Source organism: Microbacterium sp. MF43, from assembly GCF_012847295.1.
Taxonomy (GTDB): Bacteria; Actinomycetota; Actinomycetes; order Actinomycetales; family Microbacteriaceae; genus Microbacterium.
The window spans coordinates 674,128-694,244 of sequence record NZ_JABBDY010000003.1 but is presented as its reverse complement, the minus strand read 5'-3'; the positions used below and the strand labels follow the sequence as shown (position 1 = coordinate 694,244).

Here is a 20,117-nt window from a genome sequence, read left to right as displayed (position 1 = left end):
AGGTCGAATGTTCCGCAAGATCCTCGTCGCGAACCGAGGCGAAATCGCCATCCGAGCCTTCCGCGCGGCCTATGAGCTGGGCGCGCGCACCGTGGCGGTGTTCCCCTTCGAGGACCGTGGGTCACTCCACCGCCAGAAGGCCGACGAGTCTTATGAGATCGGCGAGAAGGGGCATCCGGTCCGCGCCTACCTCGACGTCGACGAGATCATCCGCGTCGCGAAGGAGTCCGGCGCCGACGCGATCTACCCCGGCTACGGCTTCCTCTCCGAGAACCCCGAGCTCGCCGAGAAGGCGGCCGCGAACGACATCGTCTTCATCGGTCCCCCCGCTTCGGTCCTCGAGATGGCGGGCAACAAGGTCACCGCCAAGCACCACGCGATCGCCGCGGGTGTCCCCGTGCTGCGCTCGACGGAGGCATCCGACGACGTCGACGCGCTCGTCGCGCAGGCCGACGAGATCGGCTTCCCCATCTTCGTGAAGGCCGTCGCCGGCGGCGGCGGCCGCGGCATGCGGCGCGTCGAGCAGCGCGCGGAGCTCGCCCCCGCTCTCGCGGAGGCGATGCGCGAGGCGGGGAGCGCCTTCGGAGACCCCCGCGTCTTCCTCGAGCAGGCGGTGCAGCGGCCGCGGCATGTCGAGGTGCAGATCCTGGCCGACAAGACCGGCGAGACGGTCCACCTCTTCGAACGGGACTGCTCGGTGCAGCGCCGTCACCAGAAGGTGATCGAGATCGCGCCGGCTCCCAACCTCGATCCGGCCGTGCGGGACTCCCTCCACGCGTACGCGGTCGCCTTCGCCCGCTCCATCGGCTACGAGAACGCCGGCACCGTGGAGTTCCTGCTCGAGACCGCGGGCCCGCGCACCGGCGAGGTCGTGTTCATCGAGATGAACCCGCGCATCCAGGTCGAGCACACGGTGACCGAAGAGGTGACCGATGTCGACCTCGTGCAGTCGCAGATGCGCATCGCGGCGGGGGAGAGCCTGGCCGACCTCGGGCTGCTCCAGGACCAGATCCAGCTGCGGGGCGCCGCGCTGCAGTGCCGCATCACCACCGAGGACCCGGCGCAGGGCTTCCGCCCCGACACCGGGCGCATCACGACTTACCGTTCGCCTGGCGGCGCCGGCATCCGCCTCGATGGCGGCACCACGGCGGCAGGGTCGCAGATCAGCCCCCACTTCGACTCGATGCTCGCCAAACTGACGTGCCGGGCGCGCGACTTCCCGGCGGCCGTCACGCGCGCGCGACGCGCGCTGGCGGAGTTCCGCATCCGCGGCGTCTCCACCAACATCCCGTTCCTGCGGGCGGTGCTCGACGACGAGTCGTTCGTGAGCGGCGACATCAGCACATCGTTCATCGACGAGCGGCCGCAGCTGCTCACCAGCAACCCGTCGCGCGACCGCGCCACGAAGCTTCTCGCCTGGCTCGCCGATGTGACCGTGAACCGGCCGTACGGTGAGAAGCCGCTGTCGGTGTCTCCCGGCAGCAAGCTCCCCGAGCTCGATCTCGCCGCTCCGGCGCCGGCCGGATCGCTCGAGCGCCTGCGGTCCCTCGGGCCCGAGGGCTTCGCCCGCGCGCTGCGCGAGCAGACCGCGCTGGCGGTCACCGAGACGACGTTCCGCGACGCGCACCAGTCGCTGCTGGCGACCCGCGTCCGCACCCGCGACCTCGTGCGCGTGGGCCCGCACGTGGCCCGCATGACACCGCAGCTCCTCTCGGTCGAGGCCTGGGGCGGAGCGACCTACGACGTCGCGCTCCGCTTCCTGGCGGAGGATCCGTGGGAGCGTCTCGTCGCGCTGCGCGAGGCGATGCCCAACATCCCCATCCAGATGCTGCTGCGCGGCCGCAACACGGTCGGCTACACCCCGCGTCCGACCGAGGTGACCGACGCGTTCGTCACGGAGGCCGCGGCCACGGGCGTCGACATCTTCCGGATCTTCGACGCGCTCAACGACGTGTCGCAGATGCGCCCCGCGATAGACGCCGTGCGCGCGACGGGCACGGCGGTCGCCGAGGTCGCGCTCTGCTACACCGCCGACCTGCTCGACCCCGCCGAGCGGCTCTACACGCTGGACTACTACCTCGGTCTCGCCGAGCAGATCGCTGACGCGGGCGCGCACGTCCTCGCCATCAAGGACATGGCCGGCCTGCTGCGTCCCGCGGCCGCCGCCAAGCTCGTCACGGCGCTGCGCGAGCGCTTCGACCTGCCGGTGCACCTGCACACGCATGACACCGCGGGCGGTCAGCTCGCGACGCTGCTCGCTGCGAGCGCCGCGGGTGTGGACGCGGTGGATGCCGCGGCCGCCCCGATGTCGGGAACGACGAGCCAGCCCTCCCTGTCGGCGCTCGTCGCTGCGCTGGCCCACACCGATCGCGACACCGGTCTCGATCTGCAGGCCGTGAGCGACCTCGAGCCCTACTGGGAAGCCGTGCGGCACCTCTACCGCCCGTTCGAGTCGGGGCTGCCCGCGCCGACCGGCCGGGTGTACCACCACGAGATCCCCGGTGGTCAGCTCTCGAACCTGCGGCAGCAGGCGATCGCACTGGGCCTCGCCGACGACTTCGAGCTGATCGAGGACATGTACGCCGCGGCCGACCGTCTGCTCGGCCGCATCCCGAAGGTGACGCCGTCGTCGAAAGTCGTCGGCGACTTGGCGCTGGCCCTCGTCGCGGTGCGCGCCGATCCAGCCGACTTCGAGCAGAACCCGCAGAACTACGACATCCCCGACTCCGTCGTGGGCTTCATGGCCGGCGAGCTCGGCGACCTGCCGGGTGGCTGGCCCGAGCCCTTCCGCACGAAGGTGCTCGCGGGCCGCACGGTGTCGATCGACGTCCCACCGCTGACGGACGACGAACGCACCAGCCTGGCGGGTGACGCTGTCGAGCGTCGTCGGACCCTCAACCGCCTGCTCTTCCCCGGCCCGGCGAAGGAGTTCGAGAAGAACCGCGCCGCCTACGGCGACCTGTCCTCGCTCGGCACCCCGGACTACCTCTACGGGCTGAAGCCCGGCGAGGAGCACGTCGCCGAGATCGACCCGGGTGTGCAGCTGTATGTGGGGCTCGAAGCGATCGGCGAAGCGGATGACAAGGGCATCCGCACCGTGATGACCACACTCAACGGCCAGCTGCGACCGGTGTTCGTGCGCGACCGCAGCATCAAGGTCGACATCAAGCAGGCCGAACGCGCCGACACGTCGAAGCCGGGCCAGGTCGCCGCGCCCTTCTCCGGCGTGGTGACGCTGAAGGCCGCTGTCGGAGACACCGTGAGCGCGGGTCAGCCGGTCGCGTCGATCGAGGCGATGAAGATGGAGGCGGCGATCACCGCCCCCGTCGACGGCGTCGTCGAGCGCCTCGCGATCAGCGAGACGCAGCAGGTCGATGCGGGGGACCTTTTGGTCGTGATCCGTCCCGCGCAGTAGCCTGGAAGGCGGCACCCGCCCGAAATCGCCTCCGCTCTGTCTTGGAGAACTCCGCAGTGACGCCTGATCGACCCGACCACACGCCCGAAGAGTCCGAGAACGGCGTGCTGTCCGACACGGGCAGCATCGAGACCGCCGGCATCGGGATCCTCGGCGGTTCGACCGCGCAGGTGAACGTCGCGCTGCCGTCGGGCGAGAGCGACGACGACTTCGGGGACGACGACGTGATCGGCGACGAGGTGCCCTTCGTCGTGGAGATCCCGGCCGAGACGGCAGAAGCCGAGATCGTCGACCTTCCGGCCGACGCCGACGAGTGGACGATCGAGGGGTCCGTCGACGACTGGAAGCCGATGGAGGACATCACCGACGCCGAGCTCGTCCACGACGACGCGTTCGATGCGGCCCCGGAGCCGACGTTCGAGAGGACGGATGCCTCGGCATCCGTCGCCGCCGAGCCGTCGTTCGATGAGCTCGTGGTTCAGGCCACGGTGGCCGCGACCGAGCCGGAACCCGCGGCCACCTCTCCGGCCCCCGCTCCCGCCGCCACAGCGGCCGCGCCGGCTCCGGCCGCCGCGAGGAGCCCGCAGCCCGAGGCCATCGAGCGAACCCAGATCGCCGAGCGGGCCTACACCCGTCGCGACGTCAACCTTTCCTCCAAGCGCCTCGGCGAGTTCGAGGCGGATCGCGAGACGGCGGATCTGCTGACCGCCGATCGGCTGCTCGACCCGCATCACGTGGTCAAGTCCGAGCCCGAGGGCTACTGGCAGCACCTCGTGTACTCGATCTCGGGCCGACGCATCAACCTCGGCGACGGCAAGCGCGCCCGCGCACGCAAGGAGCTCGACCGCCGGATCGCCGCTCCCCTCAGCGGCGGTGCGCGATTCGTGCCGGTCCTGTCGCGCAAGGGAGGCGTGGGCAAGACGACCGTGACCACGCTGCTGGGCATGGCTCTCGCCGATGCGCGGGACGACCGCGTGATCGCCGTCGACGCGAATCCCGACCGTGGCACGCTCGCCGAGCGCATCACGCGCACCAGCGGCAAGACCGTGCGCGACCTCGTGCGTGCGCGCGGCGACGTCGTCGGCTTCAACGACCTGTCCGGCATCGTCGCGCGCGACGAGACGCGGCTCGATGTGGTCGCCTCCGACACCGACCCGCACGTATCCGAAGCCTTCAACGACAGCGACTACCGTGACGTCGCCGGCCTCGCGGCTCACTATTACTCGATCGTGCTCACCGACACCGGCACGGGCATCGTCCACTCGGTGATGGGGGCGACGCTCGAGCTCGCCGACCAGCTGATCATCGTCGCGGGGCTGAGCGTCGACGAGGCGCGCCTCGCATCCGAGACGCTCACCTGGCTCGAGACCAACGGCTACGCAGAGAAGGTGCGCAGCGCCGTGGTCGTGCTCAACAACTCGCGCCCCGGCAACCCGCTGGTGCAGCTGGAGGAGCTCGAGGCTCACTTCCGCACACGGGTGCGCGCAGTCGTGCGGGTGCCGTACGACGCCCACATCGCCGCGGGGAGCGCGATCGTGTTCCGCGACCTCGAGCCGGCGACGCGCCAGGCGGCGCGCGATCTGGCGGCCACCGTGGTCGAGGGCCTTCGCTCCCTCGCCGTGGCGTAGCGCGAGATGGCCGTTCGTTCCATCCGGGTCTTCGGCGACCCCGTGCTCACCGCGCCCAGCGCTCCGATCGGCGAGATCGACGAGGGTGTGCGCGCCCTCGTGCAGGACCTCCTCGACACGGTGAAGCTGCCCGGACGTGCCGGGCTCGCGGCACCGCAGATCGGCGTCGGGCTCCGGGCCTTCAGCTACAACGTCGACGGTGAGGTCGGCTACGTGCTCAACCCTGTGCTCGAGGTCTCGGGAGAGCCCGAGGCGATCGGGGAGGGATGCCTCTCCGTGCCCGGGCTGTGGCACGATGCGGTTCGCCACCCGTGGGCACGCGTCACCGGCATCGACCTCGACGGCAACGAGGTCGTGCTCGAGGGCGAGGGTCTCCTGGCGCAGGCCCTGCAGCACGAGACCGATCACCTCGACGGCATGCTCTACCTCAAGCGACTCACGCCCGAGGAGCGCCGCGTCGCCATGCGCGAGATCCGCGAGTCCGACTGGTTCTGACGCGTCTCGTCGCGCTGCGCTCGCTCGACGACCGGGGTGGGATGCGGTGCGTCTCGCTGCGCTCGCTCGACGACCGCGGGCGGACTTCCGGCCGTTGAGCGAGCGAGCGCAGCGAGCGAGACGAAACGCCCCGGGCCGACGTCGTCCGTCAGTCCGAGGCGTTTCGGTTCGCTCTGCCCGCTCGACGACCGGGGGTCGGCCGAGGCATCCGCCGCCGTCTCTTACGAGAGCGAGACGTTCGAGGTGTTGACCGGAACGCTGTAGAGCTCTTCGATGTCGGCGGCGAAGTCGTCGACGATGACATTGCGCTTGATGCTCATCTTGGGCGTGAGGTGGCCGCTCGCCTCGGTCCACTCCGTCGGGAGGATCGCGAACTTGCGGATCGACTCGGCGCGGGAGACGTGCTTGTTCGCCTCGTCGATCGCCCGCTGCACCTCGGCGCGCACGGCTTCGTTCTGAGCGGCGTCGGCGATCGGCATGTCGCCCGGCAGCCCGTTGTTGGCCAGCCACGTCGGGAGCATCTCGGGGTCGAGGGTGATCAGGGCCGAGATGAACGGCTTCTGGTCGCCCACGACGACGACCTGCCCCACGATCGGGTTCGCGCGGATGGGGTCCTCGAGAACCGCAGGAGCGACATTCTTGCCCCCCGCCGTGACGATGATCTCCTTCTTGCGGCCCGTGATGGTGAGGAAGCCCTCCTGGTCGAACGAGCCGATGTCGCCGGTCTTGAACCAGTCGCCGTCGAAGGCGGCAGCTGTCGCCTCGGCATTGCGCCAGTACTCCTTGAACACGTTGATGCCGCGCACCTGGATCTCGCCGTCGTCGTCGAGGCGGATGCCGACGCCCGGCAGCACCGGGCCGACCGTTCCGATCTTCGACTTGGTCGCCAGGTTGACCGTCGCAGGCGCCGTCGTCTCGGTGAGACCGTAGCCCTCCAGGATCGTGACGCCCAGGCTGTGGAAGAAGTGCCCGAGGCGGGGCCCGAGCGGGGCCGAGCCCGACACGGCGTATTCGACGTTGCCGCCCATCGCCGCGCGCAGCTTGCTGTAGACGAGCCGATCGAACAGGGCGAACTTGATCTTCGTGAGGAAGGGCACCTTCTTGCCCTCCTGCAGGAGGCGGGAGTGCTCGACCGCGGTGTGGGCCGCGGCGCGGAAGATCTTGCCCTTGCCGCCGGCCTCGGCCTTCTGCTCGGCCGAGTTGTACACCTTCTCGAACACACGCGGGACGGCCAGCAGGTAGGTCGGCTTGAACGACCCGAGCGCCGGAAGGAGCTGCTTCGTGTCGGGCTGGTGACCCGTCTTCACACCCGCGTGGATGTTCAGCACGGAGATGAACCGGGCGAAGATGTGCGCGGTCGTGATGAAGAGCAGCGTGGACGCGCCGGGCTTCGCGACGACCTCGGCGAGTGCCTTCGCCGAGTTTCTGGTGAGCTCGACGAAGTTGCTGTGGGTCAGCACGCAGCCCTTCGGGCGACCGGTCGAGCCGGACGTGTAGATCAGCGTGGCGATGTCGGCACCGACCGCGATGTTGCGGCGTCGCTCGATCTCGTCGTCGGTGACGTCCTTGCCGGCGGCGACGAGCTTGTCGAGGTCGCCGCGCTGCATCTCCCACGTCGAACGGATGAGGGGGACGTCGGCGCGGATCTCGTCGAGGCGCGCAGAGTGGTCGGCCGACTCGCTGATGCACGCCACTGCGCCGGAATCCGTCAGGATCCAGCTGATCTGCGACGGGGAGCTGGTCTCGTAGACCGGCACCATGACGGCGCCGGCGTAGAACAGCGCGAAGTCGACGAGCGTCCAGTCGTACGTGGTGCGCGCGATGAACGCGACCTTGTCGCCGGGCTCGATGCCCGACGCGACGAAGCCCTTGGCGAGCGCGATCACCTGCTTCTGGAAGTCGGCCGCGGTGATGTCGCGCCAGCCGTCTCCTTCGGGCACGGCGAACAGAGCCAGCTGGGGAGTGGCCTTCACCCGCTCGGCGAGCAGGTCCGTCACGTTCGCCTGGGGATCGGCGGGGACGATGGCGGGGACTTCGAATTGAACCACGGCAGCTCCTTCGGTACCGGATGGATGAATCTCGGGTCGATCTCCTCCGAGTCTAATCCGCTGAAGGCAACGTGCCGGCAGAGGGCAGGGACGGCGACGCGCAGATAGACTGCATGGCGCCGTCGCGACCGCGGCGGCCGGAGAGGAGCGCGGTGCTCAAGGTCGGGATCGATATCGGCGGAACCAAGATCGCAGGAGGCGTCGTCGACCCCGACGGCCGCATTCTCGAGAAGCTGCGCGTCGACACTCCTGCTGACACGGCGCAGCTGGCCGCGGCCGTGATCGACATGGCTCGGCACTTCTCGGCCGAGCACGACATCGTCGCCGTCGGCGTCGCCGCCGCCGGATTCATCGATCGCGACCGCGCGACCGTCATCCACGCGCCGAACATCGCGTGGCGCAACGAGCCGCTCAAGGCCAGCCTCGAGGCAGGCATCGATGTCCCGATCGCCATCGAGAACGACGCGAACGCGGCGGGCTGGGCGGAGTTCCGCTTCGGCGCAGGGCGCGACGTCGACAACATGGTCATGCTGACGATGGGCACCGGTGTGGGCGGGGCGATCGTCCTCGACGGCGAGCTCTTCCGCGGTGGCCACGGCATCGCCGCCGAGCTCGGCCACACGCGGTTCATCCGCGACGGCCTCCGCTGCGGGTGCGGGCAGAACGGATGCCTCGAGCAGTACGCCTCGGGACGCGCCCTGCAGCGCGAGGCGAACGCGATCGCCGATGAGGGGGGCATCGGCAGCGCCCTCGCCGCTCTGCGCGACGAGAAGGGATCCATCAGCGGGCCCGCCGTCTCGCGCCTCGTGCTCGCCGGCGACCCCGGTGCGACCGAGGCTCTCCGCCGTGTCGCGACCGCGCTCGGCGAGGCGTGCGGCGGCTTCCAGGCGGTTCTCGATCCCGAGCTCTTCGTGATCGGCGGGGGAGTGGCGCAGCTCGGCGAGGATCTGCTGGCACCTGTGCGCCTCGCGTACGAGACGTCGCTTCCCGGGTACGGCGACCGCCCGGTGGCGGAGTTCGCGATCGCTCAGCTCGTCAACGACGCCGGCCTCATCGGCGCAGCCGACTTGGCGGGCGCGGAGGGCTGAGCGATGTTCTACTGGCTGATGAAGTACGTGGTGATCGGACCGATCGTGAAGGCGATCTTCCGGCCCTGGATCGTCGGCCGCCGCAACATCCCCATCGAGGGCGGTGCGATCCTGGCGAGCAATCACCTGTCCTTCGTCGACTCGATCATCCTGCCGCTCATGATCGATCGCCCCGTGGCCTTCCTGGCCAAGAGCGACTACTTCACCGGCAAGGGCCTCAAGGGCTGGGCGACGCGGATGTTCTTCAAGGGGACGGGCCAGCTGCCGATCGACCGCTCCGGCGGCAAGGCGTCCGAGGCATCCCTCAACACCGGCCTCCAGGTGCTGGGCAACGGCGAGCTCCTCGGGATCTACCCCGAGGGCACGCGCAGCCCGGACGGCAAGCTCTACCGGGGCCGCACGGGCATCGCGCGGATGGCGCTCGAGGCCCATGTCCCCGTCGTCCCCGTCGTCATGGTCGACACCGACACGATGATGCCGATCGGCCAGCGCCTTCCGAACGTCGTGCGCGTCGGCGTCGTGATCGGCGAGCCCCTGGACTTCTCGCGGTTCGCGGGCATGGAGGGCGACAGGTACATCCTGCGCTCCATCACCGACGAGATCATGGTCGCCCTGCAGCGGCTCGGAGAGCAGGAGTACGAAGACGTTTACGCGTCGACCGTCAAGGACCGTCTGGTGACCAAGCGCTGAGCGCACGTCACACGGCCGGGACGGCGTCGGCCCGCGACTAGAATCGAGGGATGCTTCAGCAGCTCGACAGCCTCGACCACTGGCGGACCCTGCCCATCAAGCAGCAGCCCTCGTGGCGCGACGCAGACGCGGTGGCTGCGGCATCCGCCGAACTCGCGACCCTGCCCCCGCTGGTGTTCGCGGGCGAGGTCGACAATCTGCGCGAGCGGCTCGCGCGCGCCGCGTCGGGACAGGCCTTCCTGCTGCAGGGGGGCGACTGCGCCGAGACCTTCGCCGGCGCCACCGCCGAGCAGATCCGCAACCGCATCAAGACGGTCCTGCAGATGGCGGTCGTGCTGACCTACGGCGCATCGATGCCGGTCGTGAAGATGGGCCGCATGGCGGGCCAGTTCGCCAAGCCCCGCTCGAGCGACACCGAGACGCGCGGCGACGTGACGCTGCCGGCGTACCGCGGCGACATCGTCAACGGCTACGACTTCACCGAGGGTTCGCGTCAGGCCGACCCGCAGCGGCTGCTGAAGGGGTACCACACCGCCGCGTCGACCATCAACCTGATCCGCGCGTTCACGCAGGGTGGTTTCGCCGACCTCCGCGAGGTGCATTCGTGGAACAAGGGCTTCGCGCAGAACCCGGCGAACCAGGCGTACGAGCGCATGGCGACCGAGATCGACCGTGCGATCCGCTTCATGGAGGCCGCGGGCGCCGACTTCGACGAGCTGAAGCGCGTCGAGTTCTACACCGGTCACGAGGGTCTGCTCATGGACTACGAGCGCCCCATGACGCGCATCGACTCGCGCACGAACCTGCCGTACAACACCTCGGCGCACTTCCTGTGGATCGGCGAGCGCACGCGCGAGCTCGACGGCGCGCACGTGGACTACTTCTCGAAGATCCGCAACCCGATCGGCGTGAAGCTCGGCCCGACGACGACGGCAGAGACGGCGCTCGCGCTCATCGACAAGCTCGACCCGAACCGCGAGCCCGGGCGGCTCACGTTCATCACGCGCATGGGCGCCGGTAAGATCCGCGACGCGCTGCCCCCGCTGCTGGAGGCCGTCCAGGACTCCGGCGCGACGCCGCTGTGGGTGACCGACCCGATGCACGGCAACGGCATCACGACCCCGACGGGCTACAAGACCCGGCGCTTCGACGACGTCGTCGACGAGGTGCGCGGGTTCTTCGAGGCGCATCGCGCAGTGGGCACGTTCCCCGGCGGCATCCACGTGGAGCTCACCGGCGACGACGTCACCGAGTGCCTGGGCGGTTCGGAGGAGATCGACGAGGCCGCCCTCGCGACCCGCTACGAGAGCCTGTGCGACCCCCGCCTGAACCACATGCAGAGCCTCGAGCTCGCTTTCCTCGTGGCCGAGGAGCTCGAGAAGCGCTGAGCACGCCCGTCAGCGGGTCAGCCGCTGACGGTGATCTCGATGTAGATGCGGGTGCCCTTCTCGAGCATGGCGCCGGCCTCGGGATCCGATGAGGAGACCTCGGTGACCTCGTCGGGGAACGGAGCCCACAGCGCCGAGTAGTCGACCTGGAATCCCGCACCCTCGAGAGCTCCGATGGCCTCGTCGCGCGACATGCCTACGACATCGGGCACCTCGAAGAGCGGGGGACCGGTCGACACGATGAGGGTGATCTCGTCACCGGGGCGCCACCACCCGCCGCCCTCGCGCTCGCTCGTGCCGATCACGAGCCCTTCGGCGATCTCGTCGCTGGCCTGCTCGATGACGTCCTCGGAGACCTCGAGCTGCGCGTCGGTCAGGGTGGCGCGCGCGGCGCCTTGATCCTGGCCGCGAACCCCCGGCAGCGGTCCGAGCGAGACCCACAGCGTCGCGGAGTCGCCCTGATGCACGGTGCAGCCCTCACCGCACGGCACGTCCTCGCTGCCGTCGCGGGGGTGGATCATGACGCCGACGATCCCGTTCGCGGGCGTTTCGGTGTAGAAGCCCCGCTCGCCGTCGACCGTGATCTCCTCCGCCGAGAGGATCCCGGCGACCTCGGTCTTGTCCTTGCCGAGCATCGATTCGAGCGTGGCCTCGGCCGGGCCGAGCGAGATGAGCACGACGATCTCGGCGTCCTTGTCGACGCGCGTGCCGCTGGGAGGATCGGTGCCGATGGCCAGGCCTGGTTCGATCTCGAGACTGTTCTCGCCGCGTTCGACGGCGACGAGGGAGTCCTCGGCGAGACGCTGCTGCGCCTCGGCGAAGGTCATGCCCGAGACATCCGTCACCGCGACCAGCGAACCCGGACCGGAGCCGAACCACCAGCCCAGACCCCCGGCGAGAGCGGCCAGCAGAATGACGAGCGCGACGATCCAGCCGCCCTTCGCGCGCCGGCGCTTGGCCGCACTCCGCAGGCGGGTCGCGTTGTCGACCTCCTCGACGGGGAGGGTCGGGTCGGTGATGACCGCCGCGGGCATGACCGCGGTGAGCTCGCCGGACGGGATGCCGTCGTCATGCGCGCCCGGCGCCGCGGTGCGCGTCACCACGGGGGTGATCGCGAGTTCCCGCTCGATCTCGCGCAGGCGGTCGAGCATCTCGCGTGCATCGGACGGGCGGTCGTCGGGATTCTTCTCGGTCGCCCACAGCACGAGCTCGTCGAGCGGCTCGGGAACTCCCGGGTTCCTCACGCTGGGCCGCGGCACCGAGTCGGTGGCGTGCTGGAACGCGATCTGCATCGGCTGCTCGCCCTTGTAGGGCTGCTCGCCGGTCAGCATCTCGTAGAGCATGATGCCCAGCGCATAGATGTCGCTGCGGGCGTCGGCCGTGCCGCGTGTGACGAGTTCGGGCGCGAGATAGGCGATCGTGCCGAGCAGCTGCGCGCCTGTCGCCGTGTTCGCGGTGGTGGCGCGGGCCAGGCCGAAGTCGCCGATCTTGATGCGGCCATCCTCGGCGAGGAGCACGTTCTCGGGTTTCACGTCGCGATGCACGATCCCGGCGCGGTGCGCGGCGGCCAGCCCCGACAGGATCGCGTCGAGGATCGAGACGGCCTGCGGCACGGTCAGCCGGCGCTGCTCGCGCAGCAGCTCCCGCAGCGTGATGCCCGGGAGGTACTCCATCACCAGGTAGGCCATGTCGCCGTCCTGGCCCTGGTCGAACACGTTCACCACGTGGGGGTCGGCCAATCGGGCGGCCGCGCGCGCCTCCTGGATGAAGCGGCTCTGGAAGACGGTGTCGTCGCTCAGGTGGCCATGCATCACCTTCAGGGCGACGCGACGCTCGAGGCGCAGATCGGTCGCCACGTACACCGTGGCCATGCCACCCCGCGCGATGCGAGCACGGACGCGGTATCGGCCGTCGACCAGACGGCCGATCAGCGGATCCGTCTGCTGACTCGTGCTCACGGCAGAAGTCTACGGACGCGTACCTGCGAGGCTGCGGAGCGGCTCACCCTGTGACGTGGAGGACCTGGATCATCCGAGTGCCGCGAGCCAGGCGTGAGCAGGCTTCTCCCACTGCGCGTAACGATCCGGATACGCCGAGATCTGCACGGCCTGCGCCGCCTGCGCGAACGTCATGCTCTGCCAACCGGGGATGTCGAGCAGACCGCGTGTGCGCGTCCCGTTCGGGTCGGCGGGTCCGCCGTAGAACGCCTGGGTGGCCCGTACCCGGTCGCGCACCTGATCCGCGGTGCCCCATCCCGTGCTCGGGCGCTGCTGGAACAGCCCGAGGGAGTCGCGGTCGCCCCCGTCGAGGTTGCGGATCCATGACTCCTGCATGGCGGTGCCGAGCGCGATCGCGATGCCGCGATCCGGAACGCCGAGCTCCCGTCCGATCTGGATGATGAGGCGCGCGTTGTCGATCTGCTCGGCGTCGAGCCCGAGTCCTCCCTGGGGCGGGATGACGAGCTTCTGCCCGGGATAGATGATCGACGACATCTGCAGCGTGTTCGCGGCGAGGACCGCCTGGATCGTCACGCCGTGCCGGGAGGCGATCGACGTGACGGTGTCGCCCGCTTTCACGACGTAAGACCCTGCGGCGGGTGTCGGGGCGGCGGGCGCAGCGGGCGTGGCGGGTGCCGCAGGCGCCGAGGCCGCAGGCGCGGCATTGCCCGGGATCGTGAGCTTCTGGCCCGGATAGATGATGGACGACCAGCTCAGGCCGTTCGCCTTCAGCACCGTCGGGACGCTGAGGCCGTGCCGTTTCGCGATGGCCGAGACGGTGTCGCCTGGCCGGACGGCGTGGACGACGGATGCCGCGACCGGCGCGGCGGGGGCAGCCGGGGTGACGGCGGCACCGCCGACGAGCGTGAGCACCTGACCGGGGTAGATGACGGAGCTCCACGACAGCCCGTTGAGCGCGAGGACGTCGACGGTGCGCAGTCCGAACCGCGCGGCGATGGCCGACACGGTGTCGCCGCGCTGCACGGTGTAGGTCGCCGGCCGGTTCGCCAGCGCGACGGCACGCGAGGGGATCGCGGTGGTGGGGGCAGGAGCCTTCGTGGCCATCGGCGTGCGAACGGTCGCATCCAGCGACAGCGGGCGCTGCATCCGCTCTGCCGAGGCAGGATCCGCCGCGTGCGCCGGCGCCGCCGTGAGCACGAGCGCGATGGATCCGCAGACGGCGGCGGGGGCGGCGGTGAAGGAGCGGATGCCGCGGGTTCGAGTATCGGGTCGCAAGAGATTCCCCCTCTTCGGACTCCCAGAACCGTGACACGGATGTATACGCGTGTCAACGGTTGTGAGATGAGGGGCAGATGTGAATTCTGTGACGGATGAGGTTCGGCACCGACGTGCGCGGGTGCGCACGGGAGTGGGATAGTGGCTGGGTGACAGCTGACGACGCTTCGCGCATCGAGACCGATTGGCTCACCCTGCCCGAACTGGTGGAGGTGCTCGGCGAACCGCTGGGCCGTGTCCGCCGCTTCCTCGACGAGTCCCACCTCATCGGCTCGCGACGCGACGGGGCCCTCAAGGTGCCGGCCGTGTTCATCAAGGACGGGCATCCGATCCCGTCGCTGCGGGGAACAGCCATCGTCCTTCACGACGCCGGATTCTCCGACGACGAGGCGATCGACTGGCTGCTGACGTCCGAGGAGTCGATCGGCGTCCCGCCCATTCAGGCGCTGATCGAAGGGCGCAAGGCCGAGGTGCGCCGCGTCGCCCAGACGATGGCCTGAGTCACCTTCGGCGCCGTCGCACCGGGCGGGTTCGCCTAGGTGACTCGCACCGTCGCGGCACGCGCGAGGTCACGCAGCTCGCTCACCGCGGCATCGCCGAGTCGTGCGCCCGACAGGGAGCGCTCCGCATCGCGGGCGTATTCGGAGATGAGGGATTCGACACCGTCGAGGGCACCCGTCTCGACGATGGTGCGCTGGAGCGAGGCGATCTGCTCACCGGTCAGCGACCGGTCGCCGAGCAGTTCGTCCACGATGCGCCGCGCCGGCGGCGCGAGCGCCTCGCGGGCGTAGGCGATCAGAACGGTGCGCTTGCCCTCGCGCAGGTCGTCGCCCGAGGGCTTGCCCGTCTCCCGTTCGTCGCCGAACACGCCCAGCACGTCGTCGCGCAGCTGGAACGCCATGCCGAGAGGGTGGCCGAAGGCCGCGAGAGCAGCCGTCTGCGCGGCATCCGCTCCCGCCAGCGCCGCACCGATCGCGAGCGGCTGCTGGATGCTGTACCGGGCCGACTTGAGGGAGGCGACGCGCAGGGCGCGGTCGGCGTGACGCTCATCGGGCTCGGTGAGGAAGGCCGACTCCTCGGCGATGTCGAGGAACTGCCCGATCGTGACCTCACGGCGCATCGCCGCGTACTCTGCGCGGGCGACCGTGGCGCGTTCGGGAGCAGTGAGCTCCAGCGCCTCTTCGAAGAGGTCGTCGCTCCAGGCGACGAGGAGGTCGCCGAGCAGGATCGCGCCCGAGCGTCCGAAGGCCGCGGCATCCCCCGTCCACTGGGCCTCGCGATGTGAGGCCTCGAGCGCGCGGTGCGCGGCGGGGCGGCCGCGGCGCGTATCCGAGTTGTCGATGACGTCGTCGTGGACGAGGGCGGCGGCGTGGAAGATCTCGAGCGCTCCCGCGGCCGCCACCACCTCGGCGGGGGGAACGGCGGATCGGGCGGAGGCCTCCTCCACCGCCCTCCACCCGGCGATCAGGAACCGGCCGCGAAGGCGTTTGCCGCCGGCGGCCGCCGCCGCCGCGGCCCCGATGAAGAGGCCGGCTTCGGAGCCCAGTCCGGCCGCGTGCGCGCGCTGCGCCGAGATGAAGGTGTCCAGACGCTGGGAAATGGCTTCGACCGGGTCTGCAGAGCGTGACACGGGCCTAGCCTAGTGATCTACGGCACGCGTAGAATCTTGGTACTCGAGCTAAAGAGGGGGATGCATGCCACTCTCCGAACAGGAGCAGCGTCTGCTCGACGAGATGGAACGCCATCTGATGCGCAACGACGCGGATGTCGTCAGCGCGCCGCGCGATGGTCGCAGCCTCAGTTATCGCAACATCGTGTACGGGACGATCCTCGTGCTCCTCGGTCTCGGCGGGCTCATCGTCGGCGTCTCGCTTCCTCTGATCGTGGTGGGGGTCGTCGGGTTCGTCGTCATGCTGGGCGGAGTGATCCTCGCCGTGACGCCGACGCGCGGCTCGGGCGCCGTCCGTGTCGAGCCGGCGAAGCCGACGCCGACGCGCCAGGGAACGTCCTTCATGGACCGCATGAACGACAGATGGGACAAGCGCCAAGGCGAGCGCTGACGGCGACCGCCTGACAGCAGGATCAAGCACCGACCTTCGGGTCGGTGCTTTTTTCTTTGCCTGAACGAGGGCCTTCGACGTCGATCAGGAGAGCGGGGGAGGAATCGGCCCACGAATCCATAGCAAAGTGGAGGAAAGTGGAGTAATGTGGTGCACATCCTGCGGGGGCCGGACGAAGGGGGAGTGATGAGCCGATGCTTCTTGGCACGCACACTCCCAAGCTCGACGACAAAGGTCGCGTCATCCTTCCGGCGAAATTCCGCGACGACCTGGGCGGGGGTGTCGTCGTGACCCGGGGTCAGGACCGCTGCCTCTACGTCTTCAGCACGCAGGAGTTCGAGCGCGTGCACGAGCGGATCCGCGAGGCGCCGCTGGCCAACAAGCAGGCCCGCGACTTCCTGCGCATGTTCCTCTCGGGGGCGAGCGCGGAGAAGCCCGACAGCCAGAACCGCATCACGATCCCCCCTCCGCTGCGCGCCTACGCCGGCCTGGAGCGCGACCTCGTCGTCACCGGCGTGGGCGCCCACGCCGAGATCTGGAACGCCGACGCGTGGAACAGCTACGCCGAGGCGAACGAAGAGAGCTATGCCGAGCTGGAGCAGGAGGTGATCCCGGGCCTTTTCTGAGCCCTCGGTCCTGACTCCCAGCCGCCCTCCCTGACGCACTTCCCCGGCGCCAGGTCGGAGCGGATGGGGATCAGGACCGAGGGACCCGGCCCCGATCGATCATGAACCTCCACGAGATCCACACCCCCGTCATGCTCGACCGCTGCGTCGAGCTGCTCGCGCCGTCGCTGCAGCGCGACGGCGCGGTCTTCGTCGACGCGACGCTCGGCATGGGCGGCCACTCCGAGGCCTTCCTCCAGCGGTTCCCCGGCGTCCACCTCGTCGGACTCGACCGCGACACCGACGCTCTGCGCATCGCGGGCGAGCGTCTGGCGCGCTTCGGCGATCGCGTCACTCTCGTGCACACCGTCTACGACGGCATCGCTGAGGCGGTCGCAGGTGCCGGGCACGCCAAGGTCGACGGCATCCTGTTCGACCTCGGAGTCTCGTCCCTCCAGCTCGACGTGGCCGATCGCGGCTTCGCGTATGCGCAGGACGCCCCCCTCGACATGCGCATGGACCAGTCCAGCGGCACCACCGCCGCCGAGGTGCTCGCGACGTACGGCGAGGGCGATCTGCGCCGCATCTTCGAGCGCTACGGCGAGGAGAAGCTCGCCGGACGCTACGCCCGCGCCATCATCGCGGCGCGGGCCGAGGCTCCGATCGAGCGGTCGGGGCGGCTCGTCGAGATCCTCCAGGCGGCCACGCCCGCCGCCGTGCAGCGCGCCGGGCACCCTGCCAAGCGGGTGTTCCAGGCCCTGCGCATCGAGGTCAATCGCGAACTCTCGGTGCTGGAGCGCGCCATTCCCGCCGCGCTGCGGCTCCTGTCGGTCGGCGGGCGGATCGTCGTGCTGTCGTACCAGTCGCTGGAGGACCGCCTGGTCAAGAGGGAGTTCGCGGATGCCTCGGCATCGACGGCTCCGCGAGGCCTGCCGGTCGAGCTGCCCGAGCACGCAGCGAAGTTCCGTCTGCTGGTCAAGGGCGCCGAACTGGCGTCGGACGAGGAGCGCGCGGTCAACCCGCGGGCGACCCCGGTGCGGCTTCGCGCCGCCGAACGAGTCAGGGAGGACGCATGAGCACCGCGACCAATGCGCTGCGCGCGCCTTCAGTCGTCCCGGTCCGTCCTGAGCGTCCCGGTCGTCGCCTGCACGCGGTCGAAGCGCCCGCCCGCCGTCGTCGCCCCAAGCTCCTCTACGGTGTCGTCGCCGTCCTCGGCGCCTTCCTCATCGCCGGTGCGCAGATGGCGCTGTCGATCATGACGACGCAGGGCACGTACGAGATCTCCGCGCTGACGCAGCAGCAGCGCGACCTGACCTACCAGAAGCAGATCCTCTACGACGAGGTCGCGGGGCTGAGCTCGCCGCAGTACCTCGCCGCGAACGCCGCGGCGCTGGGGATGGTGATCGACGAGTCGCCGAGCTATCTGCGCCTGAGCGACGGCGCCCTGCTGGGTGCGGGGGAGGTCTCGATGGGCGGCTCGCCCATCGAGGCGATCGGCCGCGGCGCGGTGCCGAACGCGCTGATCGCCGAAACGCCGCTCGTGACGGCCCCCGACGCGACGATCGGCGGGAAGAAGGCGCCGGTCGCGGCGCCCGTCGAGGACGGCGGAGTCGTCAACACTCCGCCGCCGATCACCGACGGACTGCCGACCCCGAGCACACACTGAGACATGACGACCCGCAGCACCCGAAGCCCGCGTCGTCGTACCGTCGTCGCCCTCGCCGTCGTCCTGGCCGTCTTCGCCGGATTCATCGTGCGGCTGGTCGACATCCAGGTGGTGAACGCCGACGCGCACGTCGCCGACTCCCTCGACAACGCGCTGGCCGGTGGTCAGGTGCTCCACGGCACGCGCGGCGCCATCGTCGATGAGAACGGGCAGACGCTCGCGGGAAGCATCCTCGAATACGACTGCCAGCTCGATCCCCTGCTCATCTCGCAGATCGAGGACGACATCGCCGAGGGCACCTCGAAGGCGGACCCCTGGAGCGAGGTGTCGCCGAAGATCGCCGAGATCACCGGTCAGGCGCCCGACGAGGTGCGCGCGATCGTCGCCGACGCTCTGGCGGAGAACCCCGGCTCGCGCTACGCGGTGCTGCGCAACGGTGTGAACACGGAGCAGTACCGAGCGCTCGTCGACCTGCGCACGCCGTACATCGCCTGCGTCGCGCATCCCGCGCGGGCGTACCCCGACGGCGCCGTGGCCGGCAACCTCGTCGGTTTCATCGGCACCGACGGTGACGCGCTCGAGGGACTGGAGAAGTCGTACGACAGCTGCCTCCGGGCGACCGACGGAGCGCTCGCCTATCAGAAGGGCAAGGACGGCGTAGTCATCCCTGGGACTCGGCGCGAGCAGCCCGCTGTGGACGGCGGCACCCTGAAGCTCACGATCGACCGCGACCTGCAGTGGTACCTTCAGCAGCTCATCGGCGAGGAGGTCACCGACCGCCGGGCCGAGTCGGGCGGGATCTTCGTCGTCGAGATCGAGACCGGCAAGATCCGCGCGGCGGCCGAGTACCCGGCCATCGACCCCAACCAGCCGACCGCCCTCGAAGGGGTGCGAGGCAGCCGAATCTTCGAGGCCACGTTCGAGCCGGGATCGACGTTCAAGGCGCTCACGGCGGCGACCGTGGTGGATGCCGGCGGCCAGACGCCCGCGTCCACGGTCGTCGCATCGAGCAAGGAGTACTTCGCCAACGGGGCCCGGGCGATCGACTCCTTCCAGCACCCCGCCTTCACGTACACGCTGACCGGCGTGCTCGTCGACTCGTCGAACGCCGGCATCTCGAAATTCAGCGAGAAGGTGGCGCCCTCGACGCGCTACGAGTACTTCCAGAAGTTCGGCATCGGATCGGGGAGTGCGGTGGACTTCCCGGGCGAGGAGACGGGTCTCCTGCATCCGCTGGATCAGTGGGATCCGCAGACGACCTACAACACCGGCTTCGGACAGGGCCTGACCACGACGGTCCCCGAGCTGGCGGGCGCGTACGTCGCGATCGCCAACGACGGCCTGCGCATGCCGCTCTCGCTCGTCGAGTCGTGCACGGCGGCGGATGGCACCGTGACGGCCCCCGAGCTCCCCGAGCCGACCCGGGTGCTCAAGGAGAGCACGTCGGTGCAGATGCGCAAGATGCTCGAGAACGTCTTCGTGCAGTCCACCTTCGCCAACATGGTGGAGATCCCCGGCTACCGGATCGCGGGAAAGACCGGAACGGGTGAGAAGCCCGATCTCGTCAACGGCGGGTACAAGCGCGGCGTGTACTTCACCACGATGGTCGGATTCGCGCCCGCCGAGGACCCGAAGTATCTCGTCATCGTCACGCTCGACGAGCCCAAGACGGTAACATCGTCTGCGGCCAACGGGCCCACGTTCCAGAAGGCCATGACCCAGGTTCTGAAGACCTATCGCGTCATGCCTTCGACGTCGGCGCCGGAGCTGTTGCCCAAGTTCGGGTGACCTCCCGATCCGG

Annotated in this window: 16 protein-coding genes; 12 read left to right on the top strand and 4 right to left on the bottom strand. The window is 69.8% G+C overall.

From position 1 onward, the window contains the following. The first annotated feature begins 7 nt into the window (after window positions 1-7). Genes HF323_RS11730 through HF323_RS11720 form a run of 3 tightly spaced genes read left to right on the top strand, consistent with a single transcriptional unit; the run spans window position 8 to window position 5,538 of the window. Window positions 8-3,415 (top strand): pyruvate carboxylase, encoded by a 3,408-nt coding sequence (locus HF323_RS11730; protein WP_169582736.1) that lies wholly within the window; start codon window positions 8-10, stop codon window positions 3,413-3,415. A gap of 56 nt (window positions 3,416-3,471) precedes the next feature. Continuing rightward, window positions 3,472-5,043, top strand: coding sequence for a MinD/ParA family protein (locus HF323_RS11725; protein ID WP_169582735.1), 1,572 nt, complete (start codon window positions 3,472-3,474; stop codon window positions 5,041-5,043). 6 nt (window positions 5,044-5,049) lie between these two features. Then, window positions 5,050-5,538 carry a peptide deformylase gene (locus tag HF323_RS11720; RefSeq protein WP_169582734.1) on the top strand — a complete coding sequence of 163 codons (489 nt, stop codon included), beginning with the start codon at window positions 5,050-5,052 and terminating at the stop codon, window positions 5,536-5,538. A 221-nt stretch (window positions 5,539-5,759) separates the two neighbouring features. On the opposite strand, the gene HF323_RS11715 is transcribed toward HF323_RS11720, so the two are convergent. Further along, a complete protein-coding gene (locus HF323_RS11715; RefSeq protein ID WP_169582733.1) occupies window positions 5,760-7,586 on the bottom strand; it encodes an AMP-dependent synthetase/ligase in 1,827 nt (608 codons plus the stop codon). A gap of 152 nt (window positions 7,587-7,738) precedes the next feature. Between HF323_RS11715 and HF323_RS11710 the strand changes: the two genes are divergently transcribed. From HF323_RS11710 to HF323_RS11700, 3 genes are read left to right on the top strand one after another with little or no spacing between them, the layout of a single operon-like run. Next, window positions 7,739-8,674, top strand: a complete 936-nt coding sequence (locus tag HF323_RS11710; protein WP_169582732.1) for an ROK family glucokinase — start codon at window positions 7,739-7,741, stop codon at window positions 8,672-8,674. Window positions 8,675-8,677: 3 nt separating this feature from the next. Next, on the top strand, window positions 8,678-9,364 hold the full coding sequence (locus HF323_RS11705; RefSeq protein ID WP_169582731.1) for a lysophospholipid acyltransferase family protein: 687 nt from the start codon (window positions 8,678-8,680) through the stop codon (window positions 9,362-9,364). A gap of 50 nt (window positions 9,365-9,414) precedes the next feature. Next, a complete protein-coding gene (locus tag HF323_RS11700; protein ID WP_169582730.1) occupies window positions 9,415-10,752 on the top strand; it encodes a 3-deoxy-7-phosphoheptulonate synthase class II in 1,338 nt (445 codons plus the stop codon). Between the two features lie 17 nt (window positions 10,753-10,769). Here HF323_RS11700 and pknB read toward each other — a convergent pair whose 3' ends face one another. Continuing rightward, a complete protein-coding gene (gene pknB / locus HF323_RS11695; protein ID WP_169582729.1) occupies window positions 10,770-12,710 on the bottom strand; it encodes a Stk1 family PASTA domain-containing Ser/Thr kinase in 1,941 nt (646 codons plus the stop codon). A 69-nt stretch (window positions 12,711-12,779) separates the two neighbouring features. Then, window positions 12,780-13,985, bottom strand: coding sequence for a LysM peptidoglycan-binding domain-containing protein (locus tag HF323_RS11690; protein WP_223169318.1), 1,206 nt, complete (start codon window positions 13,983-13,985; stop codon window positions 12,780-12,782). Between the two features lie 149 nt (window positions 13,986-14,134). On the opposite strand from HF323_RS11690, the gene HF323_RS11685 reads away from it, so the two are divergent. Next, window positions 14,135-14,485 (top strand): Rv2175c family DNA-binding protein, encoded by a 351-nt coding sequence (locus HF323_RS11685; protein ID WP_348981584.1) that lies wholly within the window; start codon window positions 14,135-14,137, stop codon window positions 14,483-14,485. Between the two features lie 35 nt (window positions 14,486-14,520). Here HF323_RS11685 and HF323_RS11680 read toward each other — a convergent pair whose 3' ends face one another. After that, complete coding sequence (locus HF323_RS11680) at window positions 14,521-15,615, bottom strand: polyprenyl synthetase family protein (RefSeq protein ID WP_169582727.1); 1,095 nt, start codon at window positions 15,613-15,615, stop codon at window positions 14,521-14,523. 64 nt (window positions 15,616-15,679) lie between these two features. Here HF323_RS11680 and HF323_RS11675 point away from each other — a divergent pair, with 64 nt between their 5' ends. The 5 genes from HF323_RS11675 to HF323_RS11655 all read left to right on the top strand — a co-directional run bounded on the left by HF323_RS11675 (window position 15,680) and on the right by HF323_RS11655 (window position 20,104). Beyond that, on the top strand, window positions 15,680-16,045 hold the full coding sequence (locus HF323_RS11675) for a DUF3040 domain-containing protein (protein ID WP_169582726.1): 366 nt from the start codon (window positions 15,680-15,682) through the stop codon (window positions 16,043-16,045). Between the two features lie 194 nt (window positions 16,046-16,239). Continuing rightward, complete coding sequence (gene mraZ / locus HF323_RS11670; protein WP_169582725.1) at window positions 16,240-16,671, top strand: division/cell wall cluster transcriptional repressor MraZ; 432 nt, start codon at window positions 16,240-16,242, stop codon at window positions 16,669-16,671. A gap of 101 nt (window positions 16,672-16,772) precedes the next feature. Beyond that, window positions 16,773-17,726 (top strand): 16S rRNA (cytosine(1402)-N(4))-methyltransferase RsmH, encoded by a 954-nt coding sequence (rsmH, locus tag HF323_RS11665; RefSeq protein ID WP_169582724.1) that lies wholly within the window; start codon window positions 16,773-16,775, stop codon window positions 17,724-17,726. Beyond that, window positions 17,723-18,316, top strand: coding sequence for a hypothetical protein (locus HF323_RS11660; RefSeq protein ID WP_169582723.1), 594 nt, complete (start codon window positions 17,723-17,725; stop codon window positions 18,314-18,316). The genes rsmH and HF323_RS11660 overlap by 4 nt, the downstream gene beginning before the upstream one ends. A 3-nt stretch (window positions 18,317-18,319) precedes the next feature. Further along, entirely contained in the window at window positions 18,320-20,104 is a 1,785-nt protein-coding gene (locus HF323_RS11655; RefSeq protein WP_169582722.1) for a penicillin-binding protein 2, read from the top strand. Window positions 20,105-20,117 lie beyond the last annotated feature (13 nt).

Bases quoted from the DNA above. Each gene is read 5' to 3' on its own strand.
- HF323_RS11730 (WP_169582736.1), top strand. From the start codon at position 8: ATGTTCCGCAAGATCCTCGTCGCGAACCGAGGCGAAATCGCCATCCGA.
- HF323_RS11720 (WP_169582734.1), top strand. From the start codon at position 5,050: ATGGCCGTTCGTTCCATCCGGGTCTTCGGCGACCCCGTGCTCACCGCG.
- HF323_RS11705 (WP_169582731.1), top strand. From the start codon at position 8,678: ATGTTCTACTGGCTGATGAAGTACGTGGTGATCGGACCGATCGTGAAG.
- HF323_RS11700 (WP_169582730.1), top strand. From the start codon at position 9,415: ATGCTTCAGCAGCTCGACAGCCTCGACCACTGGCGGACCCTGCCCATC.
- HF323_RS11675 (WP_169582726.1), top strand. From the start codon at position 15,680: ATGCCACTCTCCGAACAGGAGCAGCGTCTGCTCGACGAGATGGAACGC.
- mraZ (WP_169582725.1), top strand. From the start codon at position 16,240: ATGCTTCTTGGCACGCACACTCCCAAGCTCGACGACAAAGGTCGCGTC.
- rsmH (WP_169582724.1), top strand. From the start codon at position 16,773: ATGAACCTCCACGAGATCCACACCCCCGTCATGCTCGACCGCTGCGTC.
- HF323_RS11660 (WP_169582723.1), top strand. From the start codon at position 17,723: ATGAGCACCGCGACCAATGCGCTGCGCGCGCCTTCAGTCGTCCCGGTC.
- HF323_RS11655 (WP_169582722.1), top strand. From the start codon at position 18,320: ATGACGACCCGCAGCACCCGAAGCCCGCGTCGTCGTACCGTCGTCGCC.